Annotated in this window: 28 protein-coding genes and 1 pseudogene; 21 read left to right on the forward strand and 8 right to left on the reverse strand. The window is 60.8% G+C overall.

What is annotated here, in order from left to right; translation table 11 throughout:
* The first annotated feature begins 200 nt into the window (after nt 1–200).
* Entirely contained in the window at nt 201–1,310 is a 1,110-nt protein-coding gene (locus HX873_RS05240; protein WP_087694676.1) for an HlyD family secretion protein, read from the forward strand.
* Nucleotides 1,307–2,872, forward strand: a complete 1,566-nt coding sequence (locus tag HX873_RS05245; RefSeq protein WP_008434720.1) for a DHA2 family efflux MFS transporter permease subunit — start codon at nt 1,307–1,309, stop codon at nt 2,870–2,872. The genes HX873_RS05240 and HX873_RS05245 overlap by 4 nt, the downstream gene beginning before the upstream one ends.
* Before the next feature lie 9 nt (nt 2,873–2,881).
* On the opposite strand, the gene HX873_RS05250 is transcribed toward HX873_RS05245, so the two are convergent.
* The gene (locus HX873_RS05250) at nt 2,882–3,661 is read right to left on the reverse strand and encodes an SDR family oxidoreductase (protein WP_177069461.1); all 780 of its coding nucleotides are present in this window, start codon (nt 3,659–3,661) and stop codon (nt 2,882–2,884) included.
* Between the two features lie 109 nt (nt 3,662–3,770).
* On the opposite strand from HX873_RS05250, the gene HX873_RS05255 reads away from it, so the two are divergent.
* Nucleotides 3,771–4,211 (forward strand): helix-turn-helix domain-containing protein, encoded by a 441-nt coding sequence (locus HX873_RS05255; protein WP_177122450.1) that lies wholly within the window; start codon nt 3,771–3,773, stop codon nt 4,209–4,211.
* On the opposite strand, the gene HX873_RS05260 is transcribed toward HX873_RS05255, so the two are convergent.
* Nucleotides 4,206–4,739 carry a hypothetical protein gene (locus HX873_RS05260; protein WP_177122451.1) on the reverse strand — a complete coding sequence of 178 codons (534 nt, stop codon included), beginning with the start codon at nt 4,737–4,739 and terminating at the stop codon, nt 4,206–4,208. The genes HX873_RS05255 and HX873_RS05260 overlap by 6 nt on opposite strands.
* Nucleotides 4,740–4,785: 46 nt before the next feature.
* Nucleotides 4,786–4,947 carry a DUF2986 domain-containing protein gene (locus HX873_RS05265; RefSeq protein ID WP_008434728.1) on the reverse strand — a complete coding sequence of 54 codons (162 nt, stop codon included), beginning with the start codon at nt 4,945–4,947 and terminating at the stop codon, nt 4,786–4,788.
* Between the two features lie 145 nt (nt 4,948–5,092).
* On the opposite strand from HX873_RS05265, the gene HX873_RS05270 reads away from it, so the two are divergent.
* Together HX873_RS05270 and HX873_RS05275 are read left to right on the forward strand one after the other, a co-directional pair.
* Nucleotides 5,093–5,719 carry a glutathione S-transferase family protein gene (locus HX873_RS05270; protein WP_167663250.1) on the forward strand — a complete coding sequence of 209 codons (627 nt, stop codon included), beginning with the start codon at nt 5,093–5,095 and terminating at the stop codon, nt 5,717–5,719.
* 95 nt (nt 5,720–5,814) lie between these two features.
* Nucleotides 5,815–6,441 carry a LysE family translocator gene (locus HX873_RS05275; RefSeq protein WP_177122452.1) on the forward strand — a complete coding sequence of 209 codons (627 nt, stop codon included), beginning with the start codon at nt 5,815–5,817 and terminating at the stop codon, nt 6,439–6,441.
* Here the strand turns inward: HX873_RS05275 and HX873_RS05280 are convergent.
* The gene (locus tag HX873_RS05280; protein ID WP_003215593.1) at nt 6,438–7,301 is read right to left on the reverse strand and encodes a sensor domain-containing diguanylate cyclase; all 864 of its coding nucleotides are present in this window, start codon (nt 7,299–7,301) and stop codon (nt 6,438–6,440) included. The genes HX873_RS05275 and HX873_RS05280 overlap by 4 nt on opposite strands.
* 97 nt (nt 7,302–7,398) lie before the next feature.
* On the opposite strand from HX873_RS05280, the gene HX873_RS05285 reads away from it, so the two are divergent.
* On the forward strand, nt 7,399–7,614 hold the full coding sequence (locus tag HX873_RS05285; protein WP_177122453.1) for a hypothetical protein: 216 nt from the start codon (nt 7,399–7,401) through the stop codon (nt 7,612–7,614).
* Nucleotides 7,611–8,183 carry a helix-turn-helix domain-containing protein gene (locus HX873_RS05290; protein ID WP_008434733.1) on the forward strand — a complete coding sequence of 191 codons (573 nt, stop codon included), beginning with the start codon at nt 7,611–7,613 and terminating at the stop codon, nt 8,181–8,183. The genes HX873_RS05285 and HX873_RS05290 overlap by 4 nt, the downstream gene beginning before the upstream one ends.
* Before the next feature lie 17 nt (nt 8,184–8,200).
* On the opposite strand, the gene HX873_RS05295 is transcribed toward HX873_RS05290, so the two are convergent.
* Complete coding sequence (locus tag HX873_RS05295; protein ID WP_177122454.1) at nt 8,201–8,809, reverse strand: LysE family translocator; 609 nt, start codon at nt 8,807–8,809, stop codon at nt 8,201–8,203.
* A gap of 114 nt (nt 8,810–8,923) precedes the next feature.
* Between HX873_RS05295 and HX873_RS05300 the strand changes: the two genes are divergently transcribed.
* The 3 genes from HX873_RS05300 (at nt 8,924) to HX873_RS05310 (ending at nt 11,243) form a co-directional block, all read left to right on the forward strand.
* Entirely contained in the window at nt 8,924–9,787 is an 864-nt protein-coding gene (locus tag HX873_RS05300) for a LysR family transcriptional regulator (RefSeq protein WP_177019879.1), read from the forward strand.
* A gap of 101 nt (nt 9,788–9,888) precedes the next feature.
* Nucleotides 9,889–10,428: a kinase inhibitor gene (locus HX873_RS05305; RefSeq protein ID WP_003215583.1), complete on the forward strand. Its 540-nt coding sequence runs from the start codon at nt 9,889–9,891 to the stop codon at nt 10,426–10,428.
* Nucleotides 10,429–10,433: 5 nt separating this feature from the next.
* On the forward strand, nt 10,434–11,243 hold the full coding sequence (locus tag HX873_RS05310) for an AraC family transcriptional regulator (protein ID WP_177028427.1): 810 nt from the start codon (nt 10,434–10,436) through the stop codon (nt 11,241–11,243).
* A 71-nt stretch (nt 11,244–11,314) separates the two neighbouring features.
* Here HX873_RS05310 and HX873_RS05315 read toward each other — a convergent pair whose 3' ends face one another.
* Nucleotides 11,315–12,574, reverse strand: a complete 1,260-nt coding sequence (locus HX873_RS05315; protein WP_177122455.1) for a serine hydrolase — start codon at nt 12,572–12,574, stop codon at nt 11,315–11,317.
* Nucleotides 12,575–12,894: 320 nt separating this feature from the next.
* On the opposite strand from HX873_RS05315, the gene HX873_RS05320 reads away from it, so the two are divergent.
* Both HX873_RS05320 and HX873_RS05325 read left to right on the forward strand, forming a co-directional pair.
* The gene (locus HX873_RS05320; protein WP_177122456.1) at nt 12,895–14,121 is read left to right on the forward strand and encodes an MFS transporter; all 1,227 of its coding nucleotides are present in this window, start codon (nt 12,895–12,897) and stop codon (nt 14,119–14,121) included.
* 358 nt (nt 14,122–14,479) lie between these two features.
* A complete protein-coding gene (locus tag HX873_RS05325) occupies nt 14,480–14,809 on the forward strand; it encodes a DUF6124 family protein (protein WP_177122457.1) in 330 nt (109 codons plus the stop codon).
* A 217-nt stretch (nt 14,810–15,026) separates the two neighbouring features.
* Here HX873_RS05325 and HX873_RS05330 read toward each other — a convergent pair whose 3' ends face one another.
* Nucleotides 15,027–16,340, reverse strand: a complete 1,314-nt coding sequence (locus HX873_RS05330) for a phospholipase D family protein (RefSeq protein WP_102605913.1) — start codon at nt 16,338–16,340, stop codon at nt 15,027–15,029.
* A 316-nt stretch (nt 16,341–16,656) separates the two neighbouring features.
* Between HX873_RS05330 and HX873_RS05335 the strand changes: the two genes are divergently transcribed.
* From HX873_RS05335 to HX873_RS05375, 9 genes and pseudogenes are all read left to right on the forward strand, one after another.
* Nucleotides 16,657–17,646 (forward strand): aldo/keto reductase, encoded by a 990-nt coding sequence (locus HX873_RS05335; protein ID WP_177122458.1) that lies wholly within the window; start codon nt 16,657–16,659, stop codon nt 17,644–17,646.
* Entirely contained in the window at nt 17,643–18,233 is a 591-nt protein-coding gene (locus HX873_RS05340) for a flavodoxin (protein ID WP_102605912.1), read from the forward strand. Before HX873_RS05335 ends, HX873_RS05340 begins: the two co-directional genes overlap by 4 nt.
* Nucleotides 18,234–18,257: 24 nt before the next feature.
* Nucleotides 18,258–19,250: an aldo/keto reductase gene (locus HX873_RS05345; protein ID WP_008432612.1), complete on the forward strand. Its 993-nt coding sequence runs from the start codon at nt 18,258–18,260 to the stop codon at nt 19,248–19,250.
* A 62-nt stretch (nt 19,251–19,312) separates the two neighbouring features.
* A complete protein-coding gene (locus HX873_RS05350) occupies nt 19,313–19,780 on the forward strand; it encodes a cupin domain-containing protein (RefSeq protein WP_008432610.1) in 468 nt (155 codons plus the stop codon).
* A 228-nt stretch (nt 19,781–20,008) separates the two neighbouring features.
* Nucleotides 20,009–20,782, forward strand: a complete 774-nt coding sequence (locus HX873_RS05355; protein ID WP_003209734.1) for a carboxymuconolactone decarboxylase family protein — start codon at nt 20,009–20,011, stop codon at nt 20,780–20,782.
* A 121-nt stretch (nt 20,783–20,903) separates the two neighbouring features.
* Nucleotides 20,904–21,848: an alpha/beta fold hydrolase gene (locus HX873_RS05360; protein ID WP_173406085.1), complete on the forward strand. Its 945-nt coding sequence runs from the start codon at nt 20,904–20,906 to the stop codon at nt 21,846–21,848.
* 48 nt (nt 21,849–21,896) lie between these two features.
* A complete protein-coding gene (locus HX873_RS05365; protein ID WP_008432604.1) occupies nt 21,897–22,949 on the forward strand; it encodes an alpha/beta hydrolase in 1,053 nt (350 codons plus the stop codon).
* 81 nt (nt 22,950–23,030) lie between these two features.
* On the forward strand, nt 23,031–23,924 hold the full coding sequence (locus HX873_RS05370; RefSeq protein ID WP_003209726.1) for a LysR family transcriptional regulator: 894 nt from the start codon (nt 23,031–23,033) through the stop codon (nt 23,922–23,924).
* A 283-nt stretch (nt 23,925–24,207) separates the two neighbouring features.
* Nucleotides 24,208–24,991, forward strand: a pseudogene (locus HX873_RS05375) (methyl-accepting chemotaxis protein); the annotation flags it as partial.
* Nucleotides 24,992–25,132: 141 nt separating this feature from the next.
* On the opposite strand, the gene yiaY reads toward HX873_RS05375, so the two are convergent.
* On the reverse strand, nt 25,133–26,281 hold the full coding sequence (gene yiaY / locus HX873_RS05380; RefSeq protein ID WP_102368759.1) for an L-threonine dehydrogenase: 1,149 nt from the start codon (nt 26,279–26,281) through the stop codon (nt 25,133–25,135).
* Between the last annotated feature and the right edge of the window lie 76 nt (nt 26,282–26,357).

The raw sequence follows: 26,357 nt of genomic DNA on the forward strand, positions 1-26,357 counted from the left end.
GGCCACCGGGCGCCCGGTGGTGCTGGCGTTGATGGATGCCAACACCGGCAAACCCATCACCCGTGCGGGCCACCGCGTACATGTCAGCGTCGATGCCGAACCGCTGACCCTGTGGCGCGCACGAACCGGCCGGGCCTACGCCGAAAAAGACCAGTTGGTCAGCCCCTTCCCCCACTAATATTCAACGAGGTCATTTCGTCATGGACGCTCCAGTCAGCGCTGTGCCCGAACCCACCCAACCATCCCGGCGCAAACAGGTTTTACGCCTGGGGCTGCTGACCCTGGCCGTGGCGGGCGGCGTGTGGTACGCCAGCCACTGGTGGCTGGTCAGCCGGTTTATCGAAGACACCGACGACGCCTATGTCGGGGCGGATGTGACGGTGATCAGCGCCAAAGTGCCGGGCTATATCAGCGAAGTGACGGTGCAGGACAACCAGTTCGTTCGGGCCGGCGACGTGCTGGCGCGCATCGATGTGCGCGACTACCGCACGGCCCTGGCCAAGGCCGACGGCGCCGTGGCCGCGCAACAGGCCTCGCTCGCCAACCTCGACGCCACCGAACAACTGCAACTGGCGGTGATCAACCAGGCCAAGGCACAGATCGACGCCACCGATGCCGAAGCACAACGGGCCGGCGACGATCAAACGCGTTACCAGAACCTGGTGCGCAGCCAGGCCGTATCGGTCGAAAGCGCACAGCGGGTCAGCGCCGTATGGAAGACCGCCCGCGCCGACCACTCCCGGGCACAGGCCGGGTTGATGGCGGCGCGCCGGCAAATCGACGTGATTGAAACCCAGCGCGACCAGGCCCGCGCAGCGCTGCAACAGGCCCAGGCCGAACGTGACCAGGCACAATTGAACATCAGCTACACCGAACTGCGGGCCCCAGTGGACGGCTACGTGGGCAATCGCCGCGCCCGGGTCGGTGCCTACGCCGCGGCCGGCAGCCAACTGATCTCGGTGGTGCCCGCGAAAGGATTGTGGGTGGATGCCAACTTCAAGGAAGACCAATTGGGGCGCCTGCAGGTCGGGCAAAGCGTGAGCATCCGCGCCGACATCCTCCCCGGCCGTGAATTCCACGGGCACATCGAGAGCCTGGCCCCTGCCACCGGGGCGCAATTCAGTGTGCTGCCGCCGGAAAACGCCACCGGCAACTTCACCAAGATCGTGCAGCGAGTGCCGGTGCGCGTGCGCCTCGACAGCAATGACGCCGACTTCGGCGCCCTGCGTCCGGGCCTGTCGGTGATGGCGAAGGTCAACACCGATGAGGCGTTCGAGGACCAGGCCAGCGCCCTCAAGGCCCAGCTATGAACAGCCCGTTGCCCGCCCTCAGCACCGCACAAAAGGTCGCGGCCTTCGCCACCATGTGCGTGGGCATGTTCATCGCCTTGATCGACATCCAGATCGTCTCCGCCTCCCTCAAGGACATCGGCGGCGGGTTGTCTGCCGGCGCGGACGATACGGCGTGGGTGCAGACCGCCTACCTGATCGCGGAAATCATCGTGATCCCCATGTCAGGCTGGCTCTCCCGGGTGATGAGCACGCGCTGGCTGTTCGCGGCGTCGGCGGCCGGGTTCACCTTGACCAGCCTGCTGTGCGCGATGGCCTGGAACATCCAGAGCATGATCGCGTTTCGCGCCTTGCAGGGGTTCCTGGGGGGCTCGATGATTCCGTTGGTGTTCACCACCGCGTTCATGTACTTCAACGGCAAGCAGCGGGTGATCGCCGCCTCCACCATCGGCGCCATCGCGTCCCTGGCCCCCACATTGGGCCCGGCCGTGGGCGGTTGGATCACCGACATCTCCTCCTGGCATTGGCTGTTCTACATCAACCTGCTGCCCGGCCTCTTCGTGACCTTTGCGGTGCCGATGCTGGTCAAGGTCGACCGCCCCAACCCGTCATTGCTCAAGGGCGCCGACTATATCGGCATGGCGTTGATGGCGGTGTTTCTCGGCTGCCTGGAATACACCCTCGAAGAAGGCCCGCGCTGGAACTGGTTCAGCGACAGCACCATCTCGACCACGGCCTGGATAGCCGCCATCAGCGGCGGGCTGTTTATCTGGCGTTGCCTGGAGATCAAGGAGCCGATCGTCGACCTGCGCGCGCTTCGGGACAGGAACTTCGCCCTGGGCTGCCTGTTTTCATTTATCACCGGCATCGGCATTTTCGCCACCATCTACCTCACGCCGCTGTTTCTCGGGCGGGTGCGCGGGTACGGCTCGCTGGATATCGGCCTGGCGGTGTTTTCCACGGGGGTGTTCCAGTTGCTGGCGATCCCGGTGTACGCCTTGCTGGCCAATCGTTTCGACCTGCGCTGGATTTTGATGTTCGGGTTGTCGTTATTCGCCCTGTCGATGTGGGACTTCTCCCCCATCACCCACGACTGGGGCGCCAAGGAGCTGCTGCTGCCCCAAGCCATACGCGGGTTTGCTCAACAAATGGCAGTGCCGCCGGTGGTCACCCTGACCCTCGGCGCACTGGCCCCCGACCGCCTGAAGCTCGCCTCGGGCCTGTTCAACCTGATGCGCAACCTCGGCGGCGCCATCGGCATCGCCGCCTGCGCCACGGTGCTCAATGACCGCACCAACCTGCACTTCCTGCGCCTGGCTGAACACCTGAACATCCGGAACGAATCGATGAATGTGTGGCTTGACCAGCTTTCCGGGAATGCCCAGTTGCTGGGACAAAACAGCCTGGATTCGAGCCAGTTCGCGCTGAGTCAGCTATGGGCGCTGACCTGGCGCGAGGCGCAAACGCTGACCTATGCGGACGCATTCCTGATGATCATGGTGTGCTTCATCGTCGCCGTGCTGCTGGTGCCGTTGATGCGCAAGGTGCAGCCGCCGAAGCAGCCGACTGCGGATGCGCATTGAATCGTCCGATCATGTTGAAGGCCGCACCGGCGCCAGCCGGCTGAGCTTGGTCATCTGTTTGAATATCAGGCCAGGCGCAACCCGGCTGGCTACCTTCAGCACCTTGCTCAACCCCGGGCATATGTCCAGTTGGCCGGCTTCGATTTGCCGGATGCAGTGCTGCACCATCAGCACCGGGTCCATGCCTTTTTCGTTCTTCATTTCTTCCGCGAACTCGGCCCTGAGCAGCGGTGTTTCGGTGCCGGGTGGGGCAAGCTCCACCACGGTGACGGCGCTGTGCTGAAGCTGTGCCCGCAGGCACTGGGTGTAAGCGTGCAATGCGGACTTGGACGCACTGTAGACGGGCGCCGCCGGAAACGGCACAAACGCCAGCCCGGACGAGACGTTAACAATCAGGCCGCGCGGGTGCTTGAGCAGCCAGGGAAGAAATTGCTGGATCATCCGGATCGGGCCGTTCAGGTTGATCTCGATCTCTTCAGTCACGTCCTCCAGCGCCCGCTCCCCGGCCAGCTTGATATTGCGCATCACGCCCGCGTTATTCACCAGCGTATCGAGCCCAGGGAACTGACCGGTGACTGCCGCAAACAGCGTTTGGATGCTGGCGGGGTCGCGCACGTCGCTTTGAAACGTGTGCAGGCTCGGCAGCAGTTGCCGCGCCTCGTCCAGCCTGTGCTGATCGCGGCCCGTCACGATCACGGTATTGCCTCGTGCCACAAGCTGGCGGGCAAGCTCAAGCCCGATACCACTCGAACCTCCCGTCACTAGCACTGTTCGTCCGGTCATCTTCATCGAAACTCTCCAATGGTGGGTCACACGCAAGGAGCTTGAGGGATACACTGGCCTTAAGTAAGTAGGCACCCAAAAGATCTATACGCACCTGAAAGAGAGTGTCCAACGAATGAACAAACATCCTGGCTTTACCGACGAGCAGATTGCCGCCGCCCAGTTTTATGCCCGGCAAACACCCCCGAAGGATCTGGACCCACGGATCGCGCCCCTGGTGACCGACCTGATAGGTCGCGTTGCAGACAAATGGACCATGCTGATTCTTGAAGCCTTGATCGAGACGACGCCGCTGCGCTTCACGCGCCTGAGTGAGCGAGTCGGCGGCATCAGCCAGAAGATGCTGACGCAGACTTTGCGGGGGATGGAGAGGGACGGCCTGGTGGTGCGCAAGGTCTACCCCGTCGTACCGCCGAAGGTTGAATACAGCCTGACAACCCTCGGCTTTACGCTGGGTGCCGCCTTTTGTGGCGTGTGGGTCTGGGCGGCAAACAACCTGGAGGAGATTGAACAGGCACGGGCAGATTTCGATCTACGGTGCAACATCGAGTCATAAGGCCGCAAGGTACTGGAGCACCTCTCCAATCCCGTCAATATCGGGAGCCTCGCTCACGGCGGCTTGCGGGCTGCACCATGGGTAACTCAGGCCGGACACCCAGCTCATCACGCTCCCCAGGTCTGACGCCGGCAGTGTCTTCATATGCTCGATGGTAATCGTCAGCCTTTCGACCAGCCCCGATTCGACACTGAACTGCCACTCATACACTCCGCACCCAACCCGGGCTTCGCCGGAGTTCTTGTCGGACATGCCCACCAGCCATTTGCACTGATAGGTTTTGGCCCCCGCCCGCGGTGGCTGCCCCAGGCAAAACGTATAGACGTTTTCAAAGGTCTGCCCGAACCGCCTCACCAGCACATCGCCGATGCCGCCCACCCCTTCGACGTGGGGCGGAAACGAGATGGACCCGGTGCGTACCACCATGTCCAGGATTGCCTCGGGAACAAACGCCCGGCTGAGCAAATGCGGGCGGTTGCCGTCCTTGGCGAGTATGTAGTGCTGAATCGCGAGTTGAGCAGTGTTCATGGTTTTTCCGTCGATTCCCTATCAGGTAATGCTTAGGCCTTCTGGATCAGCTCTCAGAGGTAACAACAGGCTCATCACCGGACTCGGCAGCCAGCTTCAATCGGTCTGCTTTGCTGATGTATTTATCCTTTTTGGCCGGTGCCAATTTGGCGCTGGCCTTTTTGGCCTTGGCCTTGAACAGCTGCTGTAGTTTTTTTTGACGATTCATGTTTTCTATCCGGTGTGTAATCAGTGCTTGCCGGCGTGATTATCCATCTTTCATGCCTTTATCGAAGCAGATTTAATTCACGGCACTCCACAGCGCCACCGCGGTCTGTCCCTATACGCCTCTATTCTCGCCCAGCGGAGCCACCATGATCATCGTCCACCACCTCAACAACTCCCGTTCGCAACGCATCCTGTGGCTGCTCGAAGAACTCGGCCTGCCCTACGAGCTCAAGCGCTACCAGCGCGACCCGAAAACCAACCTCGCGCCCCCTGAACTCAAGGCGATCAATGCCCTGGGCAAATCACCGGTGATTCAAGACGGTCCCCACGTGGTGATCGAGTCCGGCGCCATCATCGACTACCTGATTCGCCGCCATGGTAACGGCCGCCTGCAACCGGATCCGGCCACTGCAACCTATGACGAATACGTGCAATGGCTGCACTTCGCCGAAGGTTCGGCCATGCTGCCACTGATGCTCAACCTGTACGTCGGGCGCCTGGGTGACGCGGGTGCGCCGTTGCATCCGCGTATCGAATCCGAGGTGGCGAACTACCTGGGTTATCTGGACAACGCACTGGGGCTCACGCCGTACCTGGTGGGTGACGAATTGACCGGCGCGGATATCCAGATGAGCTTCATCGGCGAAATCGCCCGGGCTCAGGGCAAGCTGCAGGCCTACCCGAATGTGGCGGCATGGGTGCAACGGTTCCAGGAACGGCCGGCGTATCGCAAGGCGCTGGAACAGGGTGGTGAATATGCGTTTGCGAAGTAAAAGGCCAGGCGGTTCCGGCGGGTGTTCATCTGTATTGCGTTAATCCCCGGGATGAGGATTACTGTAGGACGCATCCGGCATTGAGATAACACAGCATGTTCGAACTCGCCCCCATCCTGACGTATGTCGCCGTGGTCATCGGCCTTTTCCTGATTCCCGGCCCAGCCGTGCTGCTGGTGATCACCCGCACCCTCCAGGGTGGGCGCAAGGTCGGGATTGCCACCGGGCTGGGGGTGGCCTCGGGCGACCTGATCCATACGCTGTGCGCGGCGCTCGGCCTGTCGGCCATCCTGATGACCTCGGCCGTGGCGTTTAACGTGGTCAAAATCGTCGGCGCCTGTTACCTGATCTACCTGGGCGTACGCGCCTTCATGGCCAAGCCTGGCGCCACCACGCGCAAAAACCTGCCCACCGTGACCTCGACCCAGGCGTATTTCCAGGCGGTGGTTGCCGAAGTGCTGAACCCGAAAACCGCGATTTTCTTCCTGGCCTTCCTGCCGCAATTCATTCACCCGGAATCGGGTTCTTCCCTGGCGCAGTTCGCGGTGTTGGGGTTGATCTTCTCGGTGCTCAGTGCGGTGTACACCACGCTGATTTCGCTGGCGATTCGTCCGTTGAGCCAATGGATGGTGGGCCTTTCAAGGCTGCGCCGTTGGGAGGGGAAGATCATTGGGACGTTGTTCATGGGATTGGGGCTGAAGATTGCTTTCCAGCAGCGTTAATCGGTTGCAAACCGCTGCCTTTTAACCCGGTACATCTCGCCATCCGCGTGGCTGAGCAGGCTGTCGGCATCTGCTCCATCCGCCGGGTAAAACGCTACGCCGATACTGCAGGACGGCATCTTGACCGCGCCAAACTCAGCGCTCAGGGGCTGGGTCATCACCGCAACTATCTGCTGCACTTTGGCCGACACGGCTTCCGGTGACTGAATATCCGTCAGCAGCACGGTGAATTCATCCCCGCCCATCCGGGCCACCAGGTCGCTCTCACGCACACACCCTTCCAACCGTCGTGCAATCACGCAAAGCACGCGGTCGCCCACGGCATGCCCGTGCACATCATTGATGGCCTTGAAGTCATTCACGTCCAGAAACAGCAAGGCCAGAGGACTTCTGTGGTGGTGGGCGGCTTGCAGGGCCTCGTCCAACCGGTCATTGAACAGCGAGCGATTGGTGAGAGCCGTCAACGGGTCGTGATGGGCGAGGAAACGCAGCTCTTCCTCCGCCTGCGTCAGGGCGGTTACGTCCCGCGCAACACCGATCCGCGCCCCCACTTCCTCGGACCAGAAGGCCGCCCACAGAATGTGCACCACACTGCCATCCTTGCGGATATAGCGGTTGCGGAAGTCGACGTGGGGTTTGCCATTCATGACCCGCACAATCGACGCCCGGGTGCGGGCCAGGTCTTCAGGGTGCATGTAGTGGGTGATCAGGGTGCCGGTCAGCTCCTCGGCGCGGTACCCCAGCAGCGCTTCGCAGGCATCACTCACAAACACGATCTGGTTTTCACTGTCGACCACGAACACCGTATCCAGCATCAAGTGGATCAGTTTGGGATAGAGGGCTTGCAGGTCAACGGGCATAGGTCTGGGGAGCGTCTGGTTCGGATTGGGCGATCATAGCCCGATCCCGAAGGATGGCGAAAAGGAATCATAGCGGCCCGCAGAATGACCCCCGGCAATGTTGCTGCGCCAACTGCGTCGCCACCAGCAGGCTGCGCCACCCTTCAAGGTCGTAGGAGAGCGCCCGCCAGAGCAGCCACGGCCAATAGTCGCAGAGGTGGAACACGCACCAGATCATTCGACACTCGGTTTTTATAATGAACGAATGATTGCTATGCTGAACACCCAGCAACAAAGCGTCAACCCATTTATGGATGATTTGAAGAACAAATGACCGACATAACGAACAATCTCAATCCAAGCCGAATCGACCTGCTGGCCCTGTCGATCAAGCGCGAACGCCAGGCTGCGGGGCTTTCATTGACTGAACTGGCAAAACGCGCAGGCGTGGCGAAGTCGACCTTGTCCCAACTGGAGTCCGGCATCGGCAACCCCAGCATCGAGACCCTGTGGTCGTTGGCCACGGCGATGGGCTTGCAGGTGACCCGGTTCTTCGAACAACCCCAGCAACACCTGCGGGTAATTCGCGCCAACGAGGGCCTGACCACCTATACCGAAACCGGCCACTACGCGGCCACACTGCTTGCGGATTGCCCGGCGGGCGTGCGTCGCGATATCTACCGGCTAAAGGTACAGCCGGGCGAAGCGCGCCTGTCTCAGCCCCACCCTGCCGGCACCGTCGAGCACGTGCTGCTGTGCAGCGGCAGCGCGAATATCGGCCCGGCCGGTGCGCCTGTGCTGCTGCACGCCGGCGACTACATCAGCTACCTGGCGAATGCGCCCCATGTGTTCGAAGCACTTGAGGCGGATACCACGGCGGTGATGGTGATCGAACATCCCTAAGCCGCGGGGATGTGCCCTCAGGCATGGATAGGCAGGGCCAACCCGAACAGCACAAAAAACCCGCCGCAGACTTTATTGAATCGGCGCCCGGTTCGCGCCAGCCAGGGCCGTACCCGGTGCGCGGCGCTGGCCACCAGGTACTCGACGATGAACTCCACCACGGCGTAGGTCAGGGCGATGGTGAGTGTCTGCGCGATGATGCTCCGGTGCGGGTCCAGGAACGGTGGAATAAACGCGGTGAACAGCAGCAAGGCCTTGGGGTTTGAGATCGCCGATACCAGCCCCTGGCGGAACAGCGGCCAGTTCCGCGAGCTGGTAGTGCCGGTCGCCTCAAGGCTGACCGGTGCCGCCCGCCACAGCCCGAAGCCCAGCCAGATCAGGTACAGCCCGCCCGCCACCTTCAAGGCCGTGAACAAACTGGCCGATGCCTGGATCAGCGCACCCAACCCCAACGCACACAGCGCCAGCACAATCGCAAAACCGAGCACGCCGCCGCTGATGGTGAACAGCGTTTTGCGGCTGCCGTGAAGCGCACCGTGGGTCAGCGCCAATAACGCATTGGGCCCTGGCACCACCGAGATGCCGAAGCAGGTAACCAGGTAAAGCAACCAGGTATCAAAGGGCATGGATCCGATCCAGAAGGTGTTGGTTCAAGGCAGAATGTTGCGGGTGAACAAGCGTCCATGAAAAGCGCATAATTCAGGCCTTAGCCATTCGATTAACGAATAGAGGTCAGCGCGATGCCCGCCAGCGATTTGCAACTCGATTGGCTCAAATGCTTTGTGGCCGTGGTGGATGCCGGCTCGTTGTCTGGCGCCGCCCACGAGGTCAACCGCTCGCAGTCCGCCGTCAGCATGCAGATGAAGAAACTCGAAGCCGCCCTTGGGCGACAGCTCTTGAGTCGCGGCCCGAGGCACCTGCAACTGACTGCCGATGGCCAGACGCTGCTGAGCTACGCCCGGCGCATGCTCGCCCTGCACGCTGAAACCCAGGCGGCGTTTCACGGTGAAGAGCTGACCGGGCGCATCCGCCTTGGCGTTGCCGAAGACTACGCGGCCCGGTACCTCACGCCGCTGCTCAAGCGCTATTCGCCGCGCTACGCCGGTGTGGAAATCGAACTGACCTGTGAACAGTCGACCACGCTGATCCCGCAGTTACGCAGCGGCGATCTTGACCTGGCGCTGGTGTCTCGGGACTCGCCCCAAAGCGGCACCTTCCTGTTCAAGGAGCCCATGGTATGGGTAGGTTCACCGCAGTTCGAACTGTGGCGGCGCGACCCGATCCCCATCGCCGTCTACGAAAGCGCAAGCCTCGCCCGGCGGTATGCGGTGAACGCACTCACCCAGCAAGGGCGCGAATTCAAGGTGGTGTACAACAGCTCCAGCCTTGCCGGCCAGGTGGCCGCCGTCGAGGGCGGGCTCGCGATTGCCGCGATCACTCAATGCACCGTGCAGGATTCGCTTCAGGTACTCGGTGACGAGCACGGTTTGGGCAGCATTGAGCCCATGGAGGTTTCGATTCTGCGTAGCCGGGCGTCCCGCGGGTCCAAGGCGGTCAATAGCCTGCATGCGTTCATCATCCGGACGCTGAGGGCTCAGCCTTAGTGGGCAGAGCGTTTCGGCACAATCATCGAGCGCTTCGGCGCAGTGCCGTGCCTACGCGCTGTTTAGGATCAAGGCTCAAACCACGCCTGGACACCACCGCGATGAAACTCAAAGCACTTGCCCCCGCGATCACCCTGATCATGGCCGCCAGCGGACACGCCGCCAGCTTCTCACTCAACAGCCCGGACATTGCCGACCAACGCCCGCTGACGCACCTGCAGGAATTCAACGGCTTCGGCTGCAGCGGCGGCAACACCTCCCCTGCCCTGTCCTGGGCCAACGCCCCGGCGGGCACCAAAAGCTTCGCCATCACCGTCTACGATCCCGACGCCCCGACCGGCAGCGGCTGGTGGCACTGGACGGTGGTGAACCTGCCCGTCACCGTCTCCAGCCTGCCGAGTAACGTGGGCACCCACCTGCCAGCCGGGGCGGTGCAAGGCCGCACGGACTACGGCCAACCCGGCTTCGGCGGCGCCTGCCCGCCCGTGGGTGATAAACCGCATCGCTATCAATTCACCGTGTGGGCGTTGAAAGTCGACACCCTGCCGATCGACAATCAATCCAGCGGCGCCCTGGTCGGCTACATGCTCAATGCCAACAGCCTGGCCAAGGCCACAATCACGGCCCCTTACGGACGCTAGTCACGATGGATGTTCACGAAGGTCTGCGGCACAGGGAAAGCATCATCGAAAGCTGCGTGATCAGGGCCCGGCAACACCATACCCTGCAACGTGTGCCGATCTTCATGACCGCCCTGTGCCGCGTGCGCCAAGGGCAAAAACTGATGCAGTGGGATGAGCGCGAAATGCGCGCCGGCCCCCAGCACCTGATTTTACTGCCGGCGGGCCGCGAGCTTGGGGTGACCAATTTTCCCGGTGCCCAGGGTGACTACATCGCCGACGTGGTGTCGTTTCCGGTGCCGGTGTTGCGTAACTTCGTTGCCCGGTATGGCGCGCAGTTCAAGGGCAGCATGCATGCTGACCTGTGCGTACGCCTGGACAAACAGACCCGACAAGCCTGGGACCAACTGCTGACCGCACTGAGCACCGGCGCCCCGTCGGCCCTGTGCACCCACTATGGCGAGGCCGTGTTGCTCTGCCTGTGCCTGGCCGGCCAGGCGGGACCGTTGCTGATGGATCGCAACGACCCCTTGAGTGAACGCGTGCAGCGGTTGATCGGCAGCAACCTGTCCAGGGACTGGACCGTTGCCACGGTCGCGCAGCAGTTGAATCTGGGGGAGTCGACGTTGCGTCGGCAGCTGGCCAATGAGGATGCGAGCTTCAGGGCCATCCTGGAAAATGTTCGGCTGGGGGCGGCGTTGCAACAGCTGCAAACCTCCAGGGATTCCATCGGGGAGATTTCCAGTGCGTGCGGGTATGCGTCGGCGTCGCGGTTTGCGGTGAGGTTCAAGTCACATTATGGGCTTTCACCGCGCTCGTTGCGGGCGGCTATGTGAGATACACACTACCTGAGTAGCCCATAACCTGTGGCGAGGGAGCTTGCTCCCTCGCCACAGGTACTTCGCGGTTATTGAAGCGCTTTGGCAACCGCATCAAAGGCAAACATATCGTCGATCACCTTGCCACCCGTGGGTTTGGTCTGCGCCTGCCACACCACAATCACCACATTCCTGGTCGGATTGATGTAGAGGTACTGACCAAACGTACCGGCCGCCGTAAAGGCTTTATCCGCTTTGGAGGCGTCGGTCCAACCTGGCCACCACATGGACGCAAAGTCACCGTACGCCGCATCTGAACCCGTAGTCGCGCTGGCAAAACTCAACCAGCCTTCAGGCAATACTTGCTGCCCACCGGCCTTGCCACCGCTAAGCACGAACTGCCCAAAACGCCCGTAATCCTCAAGCGTCGCGCTGATACCGCTGCCGCCCACTTCATTGCCATTGAGGCCGTCGAGCCACCACTTGGCATCGGTTTGCATGCCGTAAGGCGCCCAGATCTTCTCGCTCAGGTATTGCGTCAGTGGCTTGCCCACCGCAGCGCTCACCAGTTGCCCCAACACTTGAGTTTCACCGGTGCTGTAGTTGGTGCGAGTGCCAGGCGGCGCGGCGGTGGGCAGGCTGGCCATGAACTTGAGGAGCGACCCGGGCACTTGTTCGCTGCGCAGTTTGATCAAGTGGCGCTCGTCCGAGGTAGGGTCCGTGTATTGCTCGTTCCACTTGATCCCGGAGCGCATGGACAGGATCTGGCGCACGGTGACCTGGTCATAACCGCTACCGGCCAACGCGGGTAAATAACGGGTGACCTTGTCATCCAGGCTCTTGATGGAGCCGTCCTGCAGCGCCGCGCCTACGAGGGTCGAGGTGATGGACTTGGCCACCGACATCGACATCCACCGGGTGTCGGCGGTGTTGCCTTTTTCATAACGCTCATCGACGATCTTGCCGTCCTTGAGCACCAACAGCCCGGTTACCCGGTTGATCGCCACGTAGTCATCGAGGCTGTAATGCTTGCCTTTGTAGTCAAAGGCAACCGGCCCAAGTGGCTGGCTGCTGCGGGGTAACGGGAACGGATGGCCGCCCGCCTTGATCGTGCGCGTCGGGAACAACCGGTCGGTATTACGGAAGGTAGTGACCGCCAAGTCCTCGCTGAGCCTGCCGTCATAGATGGCTTGCACATCGCCAATCGGTTCCTGTGCATGGGGATAAGGCTTCGCGGGATCCGGCGTGGCCGCGCAGGCGGTTAACGACAGCGCAAGTGTCGACGCACACACCAACACATGAAGCGCACTGCGTTCAACCGGGGATGAAGAGCGATGAAGCACGGGCATAAACACCTCTTTATTATTGTTTGATCGGCCTTGAAACGCTTCGGCACATCAGCAAAAACCGACATGCCGAGGCTCAGGATGCAGCGGGGGATTTTTTCTGGCGCGCGGGATCGGGCCGGATTACGCGCGGAGTCGGGCCATGGGCAATCGCTAGGGTCTACACGGAAGAGAACGCTCTACGCAGGCAGTCTTATCAACGAGACTGATGATTACTATCGAACCGGTCGCCTATTGGCTTACCAAAACCCATTCCTATAATCGCCTCCACTTTCTCCCTCCCGTCTGTCCTCAGGCGAAATATCCTCCCGGAACCCGACACCATGCCAAGCGCAAGCCGGGCCCCTAGCGGCCTCCCCGAACATAATCAACAAACCGTCCTGCAGCAGTGGCTGGCGATTCTTTCCGTTGCCGTAGGCGCGTTCGCCCTGGTCACCAGCGAGTTCCTGCCGGTAGGCGTACTCAACGACGTCGCCGCCGACCTCGGCATCAGAGCCGGCCACGCCGGGCTGATGGTCACCCTGCCCGGCATCATGGCCGCCCTCGCCGCCCCGTTGCTGTCGGTGGGCATTGGCGCCATGGACCGTCGCTACCTGCTGATCGGCCTGACCCTGATCATGATCATCGCCAACATGGTGGTGGCCTACGCCAGCGACTTCAGCCTGCTGCTGTTCGGCCGCGTATTGCTGGGCATCAGCATTGGCGGCTTCTGGGCCACGGCCATCGCACTCAGCGGCCGCCTGGCGCCCAAGGGCGTGGGCGTAGCGAAGGCCACCTCGATCATCATGATGGGCGTGACCCTGGCCACCGTGCTCGGCGTACCCGTCGGCACCTGGCTGAGCGGCCTGATGGGCTGGCGCATGACCTTCCTCGTCACCGCACTGGTGGGCATACCGGTACTGCTGGCACAGATGTTCCTGCTGCCGCGCCTCGAACCGGAAAAAGCCATTCGCATCGCCGACCTGCCGGCCCTGTTCATCAACCCACAAGCACGGGTTGGCTTGATCGCCGTATTGCTGATCGGCCTCGCGCACTTTGCCGCGTACACCTACGTCGCGCCGTTCTTCAAAAACAGCTCCGGCTTCGACGGCCCGACCATTGGCTCCCTGCTGCTGCTCTACGGCGTGGCCGGCGTAATGGGCAACGTCTTCGCCGGCTTCGCCGCCAACCGCAGCGTGCGCCACACCTTGCTGCTGGTGGCGCTGATGATCGGCACCAGCACCGCCCTGTTCCCCTACTTCGCCACCGGCATGAGCGGCGCAGTAATGCTGATCGCCCTGTGGGGCTTTGCTTTCGGTGCCTTCCCGGCCTGCGCGAGCATCTGGATGTTCGTGGTTGCGCCCAAGGATGTGGAACGGGGCATGCCGCTGTTCGTCGCGTTGTTCCAGGTGATCATTGCCGTGGGCTCGTTCTTTGGTGGGCAGATCGTCGACAAGATGGGCACTTCGGTGCTGTTGAGTTTGGCGACCGCGTTGGTGGGCGCTGGGTTTGTGACGGTGCTGGTGTTGGGGCGCAAGGTGAGTAATAGCCTGGCGGCCCAGCCGGCCTGAGAAAGGAAAACGGGACTGATTGATTTCAGTCCCGTGGCTTGAGGCAGTGAGCACGGCACCTTGCTCCATTGCCTACAGTTGCGTCAGAATCCGCCGGCTTGTGCACCTGGGTTGGGGTCTCTAAGGTTGCTCGGTCGCTGAAAACTCAGTGATCGGGTTTAGTAGCCCGAGGTTCAACCTAACGTGTGCATGAGCTTCATCTGTCGGACGTCCTTGTCTGTGCTTGATGGTGGCTGTGCGTAGGGCGCCCTCGGGCGCGCCGGTTTTTGTTAGGTTCCCCCGGTCTACTAACCTGCGTACAGCCGCCACCCCCTCGTTTAGTAGCAACGGGGTGGAAGCCCGAGCAAGGAACTTAACGATGTTCAAGGTAACGCCGAATCCTCCGGGATCTCCCGATTTGAAACTCAACCAAGCCGCGCACCGTGCCTTGGATCACTATCTCAATCCCTCCTCCGCCAAAACCGCCCCGCCGTCGGGTGCGTTGTTCAGTGTGGCTGCTGATGCCAGCAGTGAAAGTTTGATCACCAATAGCTATGAAACCTTTGCCTCGGTCAGCGCGTTGCTGCTTGATCTGTCGGACGAGCTGAGCGGGAAAGACCGTGATGTGGCGTTGGCTATTCATCAACTCAGTGAGTTGGGGGTGCTGTTGATGGGTAAGTTGATGGATCGGGAGGTGCCGTCTAGCTGAAACCGGACGCTGTCCAGGCTACTCAACTAGCTCAATCGACTGATCGCCGAGGCGCTGTAGGCATCTACGGCGGCTCAGCGACGACGATGCCGCTTTAGTTGAGTAAGTCGCCGCTCATGCTGCGCTCAATAGCGGTTTCAGGCCATTTGCCGCCATTACGAAACGCCGTTTTCGACTCCAAACGGACACTCCACTGATGTCAGGCAGGTGTGGGATTTCAGCTTCTGGTGGTCGCGACAAGAATGGGCTTTGTACCGTTGCGCCCTTTAAAGACCATTGTCACATCGACCACCGTATCCATTCCCTCAAAAAACACATCCGCGTTGACCCCATCGAGCCGTTTCTTCAGAGGGGTAGTACTGGTGATGTGGCGGCTCAGTAGGCTTTCAAAGTCAGCCCTATTGCTATCAATCCACCTCTTCAGATCGGTTCTGAGCTGCTCGATTGGCTTGAGCTTTTTACCCGACGGCTTTCGCTTGGGTCCTAGCGTGTCGAGAACGCTGATCTCGTCGATTGAGTAGAGAACCGGGACCATGCACAGTTCGGTCCCGTTCTCGTTCTTCAAGATGGCAACAAGAGTCGTGTCGGAAGGCGCCCGAGCAAGATCTTTTGGGGTGACGGAGAGTGTCACATCCACCCGATCGAACGGTTTAGGCAGAATCCCACCAATGGTCATGCTTTGAGCGAATTTCGTGATTTGTTGGCTCGCAAGCCTTGCCCAGCCGACCTTCTGTTGATTGAGCACGCATAGGCAACGGCTCGACTTAATCATCCGGGGGAGCACGATGCCGTTCTTCCTGGTCCACTGGAGCAGGTCAACCTTCGCATCAAATTTCAGTCGTGCAGAGCCCTCAGATGGCTTTACTGTTCCGGTGTATTTCGTGCCGGAAGGTGCGCCAGACCGAACGGCAGCACCAATTGCAGCTAGGTTCTTAGCCTTTCGTGCAGCTCTCTCTTGTTCCTGCTGATCCCGAGCAACCTGGACTCGCTTGGCTTGGTAGGTATCGGCTTTACCCTGAATCTTGGACATTGCTTCGTTGAATTCTTCGAAAGCCTTTTTGGCTAAGCGAACATCCTTCTCCATCCGCAACACCCTGGCCCAGTCGATCAATTCCAGATCCGGGTCGTCAATCCAATCATTGACCACGCTCCGAACTCGCTCACAAGAATTGGCTTTACTGTTATCGAAACAAACACTCAACTCCTTATTTTTCGAGGCCCCCCTGAAGGTAAGGTTCTGGCTGCCAAGTGTGACGAAGTCAGCCTCGTCCATGATGACTTTCGCATGAAGGTCCTTCACCTCGTAAATCGTGCACTTGTTGATGAGCAACAGCTTGAAGGCAGCGATTGTTGACGCCATACAGACGAAGTCCCTTACCTCGAACCGTGTGTAAAACGTTGCTTGCTTGTTGGCCAAGAGCTTAAGCGTGCTGTTTTCTGTGATGTAGGGGGACAGCACTGTCAGAGGCGTGGTGGCTTCTCGGATCTGCCGATTCCATCGAGGAGCCAAATTGGTTCTGATGCGGATCATTCAACCGTCCCTGGTCTGCCTGGGCGCGAGGCGCGGGGTATATTGGAATCCCTCCAGTATACCGCCGGCGCAGCTGACCATCACAGGCTGTAACCTTGATCGGCAGAGAACAGCCAAAAGCGAACGATCAAGAGAGTGTCAGATTTTTTGTGTACGAGCGGTGATGGCCTACCGTGAGGCAAGCCTTCATTCGACAGTCGCCACCGCCCCTCTTCCGGGACTGATGAGCAAACCTCATGAAGCCTTGCCGATTTACCCGTCTAGTCCTCAGTCGTTAGCGCGCTTACTGTCTCCCCACGCCCAACGGGAGATCAACATGCACAAACGCACACTCGGCAACAGTTCACTCGAAGTATCCGCCCTCGGCCTCGGCTGCATGGGTCTGAGCCATGGCTATGGCCCGGCCACGGATACCGAGCAAGCCATCGCACTGATCCGCTCAGCCGTTGAACGAGGCGTCACGTTCTTCGATACCGCCGAATTCTACGGCCCCTATATCAATGAGCAAGTAGTCGGCGAGGCGCTGGCGCCAGTTCGCGACCAAGTTGTGATCGCTACAAAATTCGGCTTCGCCGTCGGCACCGACAATACAAAACAGGCTCTGGACAGCCGGCCCGAACGTATTCGAATAGCCGTCGAGGGTTCGTTGCGTCGACTGAAGACCGATTACATCGATTTGCTCTACCAACACCGCGTCGATCCGGACGTGCCGATTGAGGACGTTGCCGGGGCGGTGAAAGACCTGATTAGCGAAGGAAAGGTCAAGCACTTCGGCCTGTCGGAGGCAGGCGCGCAAACCATTCGTCGCGCCCATGCGGTACAGCCGGTCACGGCGCTGCAAAGCGAATACTCGCTGTGGTGGCGCGAGCCTGAGCTGGAAATCCTGCCGACCCTTTGGGAGCTGGGCATCGGCTTCGTACCGTTCAGTCCATTGGGTAAAGGCTTTCTCACCGGCACGGTGTCGGCCGATTCCACTTATGGCAGTGACGACTTCCGCAGCATCGTCCCGCGTTTCAGCAAGTCGGCGCTGCAGGCAAATCAGGGTCTGGTGGTGTTGATCCGTCAGATTGCTGCGCAGAAACAAGCGACACCGGCCCAGATCGCGCTGGCCTGGCTGCTCGCGCAGGCACCGTGGATTGTGCCGATTCCGGGCACGACCAAACTGCATCGCCTGGAAGAAAACCTCGGCGGCGCGAACATCACCCTCGACGCTGCCGAACTCAAGGCCATTGATACCGCGCTGGCGCAGATCCGCATCGAAGGCGAGCGCTATCCCGAGGCTCTCAAGGCGCGCGTCGGTCGATGAGTACCGATCACGATCCGCTGCGGCGCACGGTCATCGCCGCACTGGCCAGCGCCCCGCTGCTGTCGCTCGCCGACGCGCAAGGCGCCAGTGAAACACCGCGTTCGGGCTCGCGGATTCTGGTCGCGTATTTCTCGCGCTCGGGCAATACCCGCGTGGTCGCCGGGCTGATCCAGCGTGGACTGGGTGCCGATCTGTTCGAGATTCGCCCCGCCCACGCCTACCCCGAGGACTATCTGCAAACCGTGGAACAGGCGCGCCAGGAACGTGACAGTGGCTTCGAACCCGAGCTGCAAAACACGGTTCACGCCCTCAGCGACTACGACACGATCTATCTCGGCTTTCCGATCTGGGGTGAAACCGCCCCGCCGATCGTGCGCGCATTCCTCAGCGCCCACGATCTGACCGGCAAGACCCTCATCCCCTTCAACACCCATGGTGGATATGGCCTGGGCAACAGCCGCCGTGTGCTGGTCAAGCATGCGCCGAAGGCCAAAGTGCTGGAAGGTTTTGTGATGGAGGGTGAGCAGGAGCGCAAGACCATGGAACGCGTGAACGGCTGGCTGAAAGATCACCCTCTCACGCACTAATCGAATTCTGTACGGAGTAACTCCATGAAAATCCGCACGTTGGGTAATGGCCTGGAAGTGTCCGCCTTGGGTCTTGGCTGCATGAGCATGACGTCGGCCTACGGGCCGGCAGCCGACCAAGCCAGCATGATCAAGCTGATTCGTTCGGCCCACGAGCAAGGCGTCACCTTGTTCGACACCGCCGAAGCGTATGGCCCGTTCGCCAATGAAGAGCTGCTGGGGGAGGCCTTGCAGCCGATCCGCGAGCAGGTCGTCATCGCCACCAAGTTCGGTTTCGATATCGACCTGATCACCGGCGCACGTGGCGGCGGCACCAACAGCCGCCCGGAGCATATACGCGCCGTGGCCGAAGCGGCGTTGAAGCGTCTGCGCACCGATTGCATCGACCTGTTTTATCAGCACCGCGTTGATCCCCAGGTGCCCATCGAAGACGTGGCCGGCACCGTCAAGGATCTGATCGCCGAGGGCAAGGTCAAGCATTTCGGCCTTTCTGAAGCGGGTGTGGAAACCATTCGCCGGGCCCACGCGGTGCAACCGGTCACGGCGGTGCAAAGCGAATATTCGCTGTTCTGGCGTGGCCCGGAGCTGGAACTGCTAGCCGTGCTGGAAGAACTGCGGATCGGCTTCGTACCGTTCAGCCCGCTGGGCGCCGGTTTCCTCACCGGTCAGATCGACGAGAACACGCAGTTCGACGCGAGCGATTTCCGCAATTTCGTCCCGCGCTTTTCCCCTGAAGCGCGCAGGGCCAATCTGGCGTTGGTCGATGTGGTGAAAGCCGTCGCGCAACGCAAACACGCCACGCCGGCGCAAGTGGCACTGGCCTGGTTGCTCGCACAGAAACCGTGGATTGTGCCGATACCGGGCACGACCAAACAGCATCGCCTGGAAGAAAACCTGGGCGCGGTCGAGCTGCAATTGAACGGCGACGATCTGCGCGTGATCAACGAACAGATGGCACAGATTCGGGTGCACGGCGAACGTCTGCCGGAGTCGGCACTGAAAATGACCGGACTCTGAGTCTGCCCGACGCGGCGCCATGTGCGGCGTCGCTTTCTCTGTCTGACCGGAGAACTCATCCGATGAACCGATTGATTGCGCCACTCGTTGCTTTGTCACTGATGGCGGCAGAGTCCCAGGCCGCCAGCGAAATCCGCGTTACGCCGAACGGATCCCAGCCTTCGATCAAGGGCGCAGCGGAAAACTTTACCGGCTCTGTACGCGTCGATGGCCTGTTCAAAGGTGAAGCGCCCGCGCGCATCGGTGGCGGCACGGTGACCTTCGAACCCGGCGCACGCACGGCGTGGCACACCCATCCGCTGGGACAAACGCTGATCGTCACTGCCGGCGTCGGCTATGTGCAGCAAGAGGGTGGCGCGCGTCAGGAGATCCATCCGGGCGACACTGTCTGGATTCCACCGAACACCCGTCACTGGCACGGCGCCACGGCCAGCAACGGCATGACCCACATCGCCATCGCTGAAGCCGAGGATGGCAAGACCGTCACCTGGGCGGAGCAGGTCTCGGAGGCGCAATACGCCGGCCAATAAAGTTACGGAATGTGTCGAAGCTGCTCGACCGGCACGTTCGCGGCGAACCGCCACGTAACCTCAATGCCCCGTAACAACCTGCCCGCACCGGGATTCCAGCGGTTATCGCACGTCGACTCATGAGTTCTGCTCATGAGTCCATGCGCTATTTCGGGGTTAATCGCCACAACCATCCTCCTTACGATCCAGCAACACCGCAGCGCCCCGCAATGGATGGAGCCCTTCACGATGATCACTGACACCCGCAACCGCACTGCCCTCCCCACACTCATGGCGCTCTGCCTGAGCGTCGGGGCGATGTTCAGCGTCACCACTCAAGCAGCCGAGGCTTCGCCCACCATGACCAGCACACCCGCCAGCGCAGCCCGCTTGTCGAGCCAGCAACAAGCCATTCCACTGATCGCGGCGTTCATGGCGACCAGCGACATGCCCAACCTCAACACGGCGCTCAACCAAGGGCTTGATGCCGGCCTGACCATTAGCGAAACCCGCGAAGTCCTCGTGCAGCTCTACGCCTACGTCGGCTTCCCGCGCAGCCTCAACGCCTTGAATGAATTGATGACCGTGGTGCAGGCGCGCAAACAACGCGGCCTTGACGATGCGCCGGGGCGTGAGCCGAGCCGGGTGATACCGGTGGGGGATGAGCTATTGGCAGCGGGTACGGCGAATCAAACGAAAATCTCCGGCGCCCCGGTCAAAGGCCCGGTGTTCGAGTTCGCCCCAGTGATCAACCAGTTCCTGCAAACGCACCTGTTCGGCGACATCTTCGAGCGCGACAACCTCGACTGGCAAAGTCGCGAATTGGCGACTGTCGGAGCGCTGGCAGCGACGCCGGGGGTCGAGCCTCAGTTGCGCTCGCACATGGCGGCGAGCCTGCGCGTCGGGCTCAGCGCAGCACAGTTGCACCTAGTCACCGAACTGCTGAAAAAGCATGGCGATGCACAGACTGCCGAGCGGGCCAACGCAGCGCTGGTCCAAGCCCTCGCGGCGTCGAGGAAGTGACATGAGAACTGCAAAACGTCTGCTGAGCGTCATGCTGTTGAGCCTGTTGGCGGCCTGCGCGAACCACTCCGAAGGCCCGCTGCTGATCCAGAAACAAGGCAGCTTCGCCGCCGGCGGAACGATGACCACGGCACCGGGCACCTTCAACCCGCGCCAACCGATGACGCCCAACGGTCAGACCTACCACGGTGACCACGCCTACGCCTTCTATCAAATCCCGGTGGACGCGCGAAAACTGCCCATCGTCATGTGGCACGGCGCAGGTCAGTTTTCCAAGACCTGGGAAACCACCGCCGATGGTCGCGAGGGTTTTCAGAACATCTTTCTGCGCCGCCACTACGGCGTCTATCTGATCGATCAACCCCGGCGTGGTGATGCCGGGCGCAGCATGGTCGAGACTACCATCAAGCCTGTGCCGGACGAACAACTGTGGTTCAACCAGTTCCGTATCGGCCTTTGGCCCCGCTACTTCAACGGCGTGCAAGTGGCACAGGACGCCCAGACCCGCGAGCAGTTTTTCAGGGCTATGACACCGAACACCGGGCCGTTTGACATGGGCGTGGTCTCCGATGGTGTGTCGGCGCTGTTCGACAAAATCGGCCCCGGCATCCTGTTTACCCATTCTCAGGGCGGCGGGCCGGGCTGGTTGACGGCGATCAAGAACGACAAGGTCAAAGCCATCGTGGCGTTCGAACCGGGCAGCAGTTTCGTGTTTGCTGACGGTGAAGTGCCGGCGCCGATCCCCAGCGCGTTCGACACGGTGCAAGGCGCAGCGGTGCCGATGGAGCAATTCATGGCACTGACGCGCATTCCGATTCTGATCCTGTACGGCGACAACATCCCGGAACAGGCAGTCGATCTGCCCGCTCAGGACAGTTGGCGCGCACGCCTGAAAATGGCCCGGCTCTGGCGTGACGCGGTCAATCGCCATGGCGGTGATGTGCGACTGATACACCTGCCGGAGATTGGCATTCACGGCAATACCCATTTCCCCATGTCGGATCTGAACAACGTGCAGATCGCTGACCTGGTCGCGCAGTTCCTCAAAGAAAAACAGCTGGACTGACCCAAATACTTTCGCAACTGCCGTCCTTTTTTTGCTCAGGAGCTTCACGTGAAGAACACCCTCAAAGCCACGTTCATGTCGGCATTGGTCGGCCTCTCGGCAGGCGAAGCCTTGGCCGCCGACTACAAGAAGAACCCATTCACCCTCGCCTACGACGGCGCGATCACCCGCAACGAACCGGGCAGGGTCAACATCCACCCGGTCAGCTATAAGCTCAACGGTCTGGACATCGCCGCCAACGTCTACACGCCTGCCAACTACGACGCGAAGAAGACCTACCCGACCGTGGTGGTTGCGCATCCAAATGGCGGCGTAAAGGAGCAAGTCGCCGGTCTGTATGCCCAGCGCCTCGCCGAACAGGGCTACATCACCATCACGGCCGATGCGGCCTATCAGGGCGCCAGCGGTGGTCAGCCGCGCAGCATCGATAAACCGGCGTATCGCATCGAAGACATTCACGGCATGGCCGATTTCATCAGCCAGTTCGCTGGCGTGGATGACAATCGTCTGGGCCTGCTCGGCATTTGTGGCGGCGGTGGTTATTCGTTGGCGGCGGCGCAAACCGACAAACGCTTCAAATCCCTGGCAACGGTGAGCATGTTCAACTCGGGTCGAGTACGCCGCAACGGCTACAGCGACTCGCAACTGGACAGCATCCAGCAACGTTTGCAACAGGCATCAGCAGCCCGCGCGCAAGAAGCAGCGGGGGGCGCGGTGCTGTATACGGGGGATGCCAACCTCACCGATGAGCAGACTGCCAAACTGCCTTTCGAACTGTATCGCCAAGGCTATGAGTACTACTGGAAAACCCACGCGCACCCGAACTCGACCTTCAAATACACCACCAGCAGCCTTATTGACCTGATGCGTTTCGACGCCACCGACCATATCGAGTTGATCAATCAACCGTTGCTGATGATCGCCGGCAGCAAGGCCGACAGCCTGTACATGACTCAGGATGCGTTTCCCAAAGCCGCCGGCACCACCGACAAGGAAGTGTTCATCATCGATGGCGCCACCCACATTGAAACCTACTGGGTGCCGCGTTATGTCGATGCGGCGATCGGCAAACTGACGGATTTTTACGCACGCACCTTGTGATCAGCGCGCCAAGGGTCGCACATCCGTGCGCGACCTGCTTTCATGGAATAATCACGCGCTCCTCATGAGAGGTTCTCATCAATGTCCCGCCCCAATCTCAACGACCTGCAAGCCTTCGTGGTCATCACCCGCGAAGGCAGTTTTACCCGTGCTGCCGCGCAACTGGGCGTTTCGCAGTCAGCGCTGAGCCACACTCTGCGGGCACTGGAAACCCGGCTGGGCGTGCGCTTGCTGACGCGGACTACGCGCAGTGTTTCACCAACGGAGGCGGGCCAACGCCTGTATCAAGCGATGGCGCCGCGCTTTGAAGAAATTGAACTGGAACTGGCTGCCGTCAGCGAGTTTCGCGACACCCCCGCCGGCAATGTACGGATTCAGGCGTCCGAGCATGCGGCGAACAATATTCTCTGGCCGAAGCTGCTGAAGGTGCTGCCCGACTACCCGGACATCAAGGTCGAAATCACCGTCGATTACGCCCTCGCCGACATCGTCGCGCAGCGCTATGACGCTGGTGTTCGACTGGGTGACCAGGTGGCCAAGGACATGATCGCCGTGCCGATCGGGCCATCGTTACGCATCGCCGTTGTCGGCTCACCGCAGTATTTCCAGCAGCGGCCTTACCCGATGGAACCGAGAGATCTGGCGGCGCACAACTGCATCAACCTGCGCCTGCCGACTCACGGCAGCCTGATGCAATGGGATTTCGAAAAGGATGGCCACGAACTCAAGGCCCGCGTCGAAGGCCAATGGACATTCAACAGCAGCGTGCCCATTCTGCGTGCGGCCGTGGCGGGATGTGGCTTGGCTTTCCTGCCAGAGGACATGGTGGCGAAGGAGCTTGCCGACGGTAGCCTTGTGCGGGTATTGGAAGATTGGTGCCAACCCTTTGCCGGTTACCATCTCTACTACCCCAATCGCCGTGAACATTCGTCAGCGTTTGGCGTTGTAGTTGAGGCGTTACTCTACAAGAGCTGAGTCATCGACCTTCAAGGCGTCTGAATTTTTCCCGCCCCCTCAAACCGTGAATGAGCAGATGATTTTGATCGACTGCGTCGGGCGCGACCGGCTGCAAGCCGATTGCTGCCCCTCTTAACAAGCAGCTTCTGGCTTATCCCCCCTAAAGCCCCACCCAAAAACGCCGATAACCTCCTACCATCAATCAACCCCCGCTCCCCTACACCCGATTCGCTCCCCGCATGCTCGTATGGCACGTCGCATGCTTGCCTCACCCCGGCCCGTCCACATGGAGTACGAGTGAATGCCTGCCCAAGCCCGTTTCATCGAGCACTACCGCAAAGCCGACCGCATCATGCTCGCCCTGATCTGGCTGATGACCCTCTTCTCCCTCGGCCTGGCGTTCTGGCACGACACGCTGCTTCAAGCGCTCTTCATAGGCGGCGGCACCAGCGTGGTGCTGACCCTGGCCTATCGCGTCATCGGCGGCACCCGCCTGATGCGTTGCGCCCTTGGCGTCGGCCTGATGGTCATGGCGGCGTTGCACATCAACCAGGCCCAGGGTGTCATCGAATCGCACTTCGGTATCTTCGCGCTGCTGGCGGTGCTGACGTTCTACCGCGACTGGCTGCCTATCCTGGTGGCCGCTGTCACCATCGCGGTACACCACGTGGTGTTTCATGCCTTGCAGCACCAGGGTTTCCCGGTGTTTGTGATGGAGCATCACGGCGGCTGGAGCATGATTTTCGTCCACGCGTTCTACGTGGTGATGGAGACGGTCGCCCTGCTCTACCTCGCGGTGCACAGCCAGACCGAAGCGGTAGAAAGCCAGGAAATGCTCGAAAAAATGCTCGCCGTCACCACGCAGTTCAGCGGTGAGGCCGTCAAGGGCAGTCCGGAAAAGTGCATGTCTCCCTTGCCACCCGTTTTGATCACTTTACGGCCTGATCGACGGCGTCGCCCGCGACTCCCACGGCCTCGGCCAACTGGGTCAGGAGCTGGCTCACGCCAGCGGCACCTTCAAAAAAGGCGCGCGCCACCAACTGGCGGAAATCGCCCAGATGACCGGTTCCATGCAGCGCATGGACTAATGGCCGACAGTAGCCGCTCATGACAGACCACTTCCAGCCAAGCCAGTGAGCCACTCCAACCCTATCGGCGAACAAAACCAAAACACCCCGCACTTCAACCAAAGGCGGGGCGTTCTCTCCAGCATCACTTCACATCAATCACATCGCCGTATGAAAAATCTGCTCAATCTCATCCTGATTGGCAGGACGCGGATTGGTAAAACCGCAGGCATCTTTCATGGCATTGGCTGCCAGGGTCGGAATATCGTCAGCCTTCACACCCAGCTCAACGAGCCCACTCGGAATCCCCACATCCGCAGACAGTTTACGGATGGCCGTGATAGCCGCCGCAGCACCCTTCTCCGCATCCAGTTGCTGAGTCTCAACCCCCATCGCATGAGCGATATCCTTAAACCGGGCCGGACATACGCTGGCGTTGAAGCTCGACACATGGGGCAGCAGGATCGCGTTGCACACGCCGTGAGGCAGGTCGTAGAAACCGCCCAGTTGGTGCGCCATGGCGTGCACGTAACCCAGCGAAGCATTGTTGAAGGCCATGCCGGCAAGGAATTGCGCGTAGGCCATGTTTTCCCGGGCGGTCATGTTGTCACCCTGGGCAACGGCGGTGCGCAGGTTGGCCGAGATCAATTCGATGGCTTTGAGTGCACAGGCATCGGTGATCGGCGTGGCCGCCGTCGACACGTAGGCTTCGACGGCGTGGGTCAGTGCGTCCATGCCGGTGGCGGCGGTCAGGCCTTTGGGCATGGCGGCCATCAACGAGGGGTCGTTGACGGATAACAGGGGGGTGACGTTGCGGTCGACGATGGCCATTTTCACGTGGCGGACTTCGTCGGTGATGATGCAGAAACGGGTCATTTCACTCGCCGTGCCGGCGGTGGTGTTGATGGCGATCAGTGGCATTTGTGGTTTGGCGGATTGGTCGACGCCTTCGTAGTCGCTGATGTGCCCACCGTTGGCGGCGCACAGGGCAATGCCCTTGGCGCAGTCATGGGGGGAACCGCCGCCCAGGGAAATAATGAAATCACAGTCGCTGCGGGCCAGCAATTCAAGGCCCTTTTCCACGTTGCTGACGGTCGGATTCGGTTTGGCGCCGTCAAACAGGGTGGAGTCGATGTCTTGCTGGGCCAGCAGGCCGGCGACCTTGGCCGCCACGCCGGCTTTGGCCAGGCCGGCATCGGTGACGATCAAGGCTTTGCGGAATCCGTACTTGCGGATTGCGAGCATCGCCTCGTCGAGGCTGCCAATGCCCATCATGTTCACGGAAGGAATGAAGAAGGTGCTACTCATGATAAATCCTCTTTTTATTATGGAGACACGGGAGTCAGTGAGGTTTTCTACTCATCTCGCAGGTGATGCGGCGCCT

The sequence above is a fragment of the Pseudomonas sp. P7758 genome, from assembly GCF_013386485.1.
Taxonomy (GTDB): domain Bacteria; phylum Pseudomonadota; class Gammaproteobacteria; order Pseudomonadales; family Pseudomonadaceae; genus Aquipseudomonas.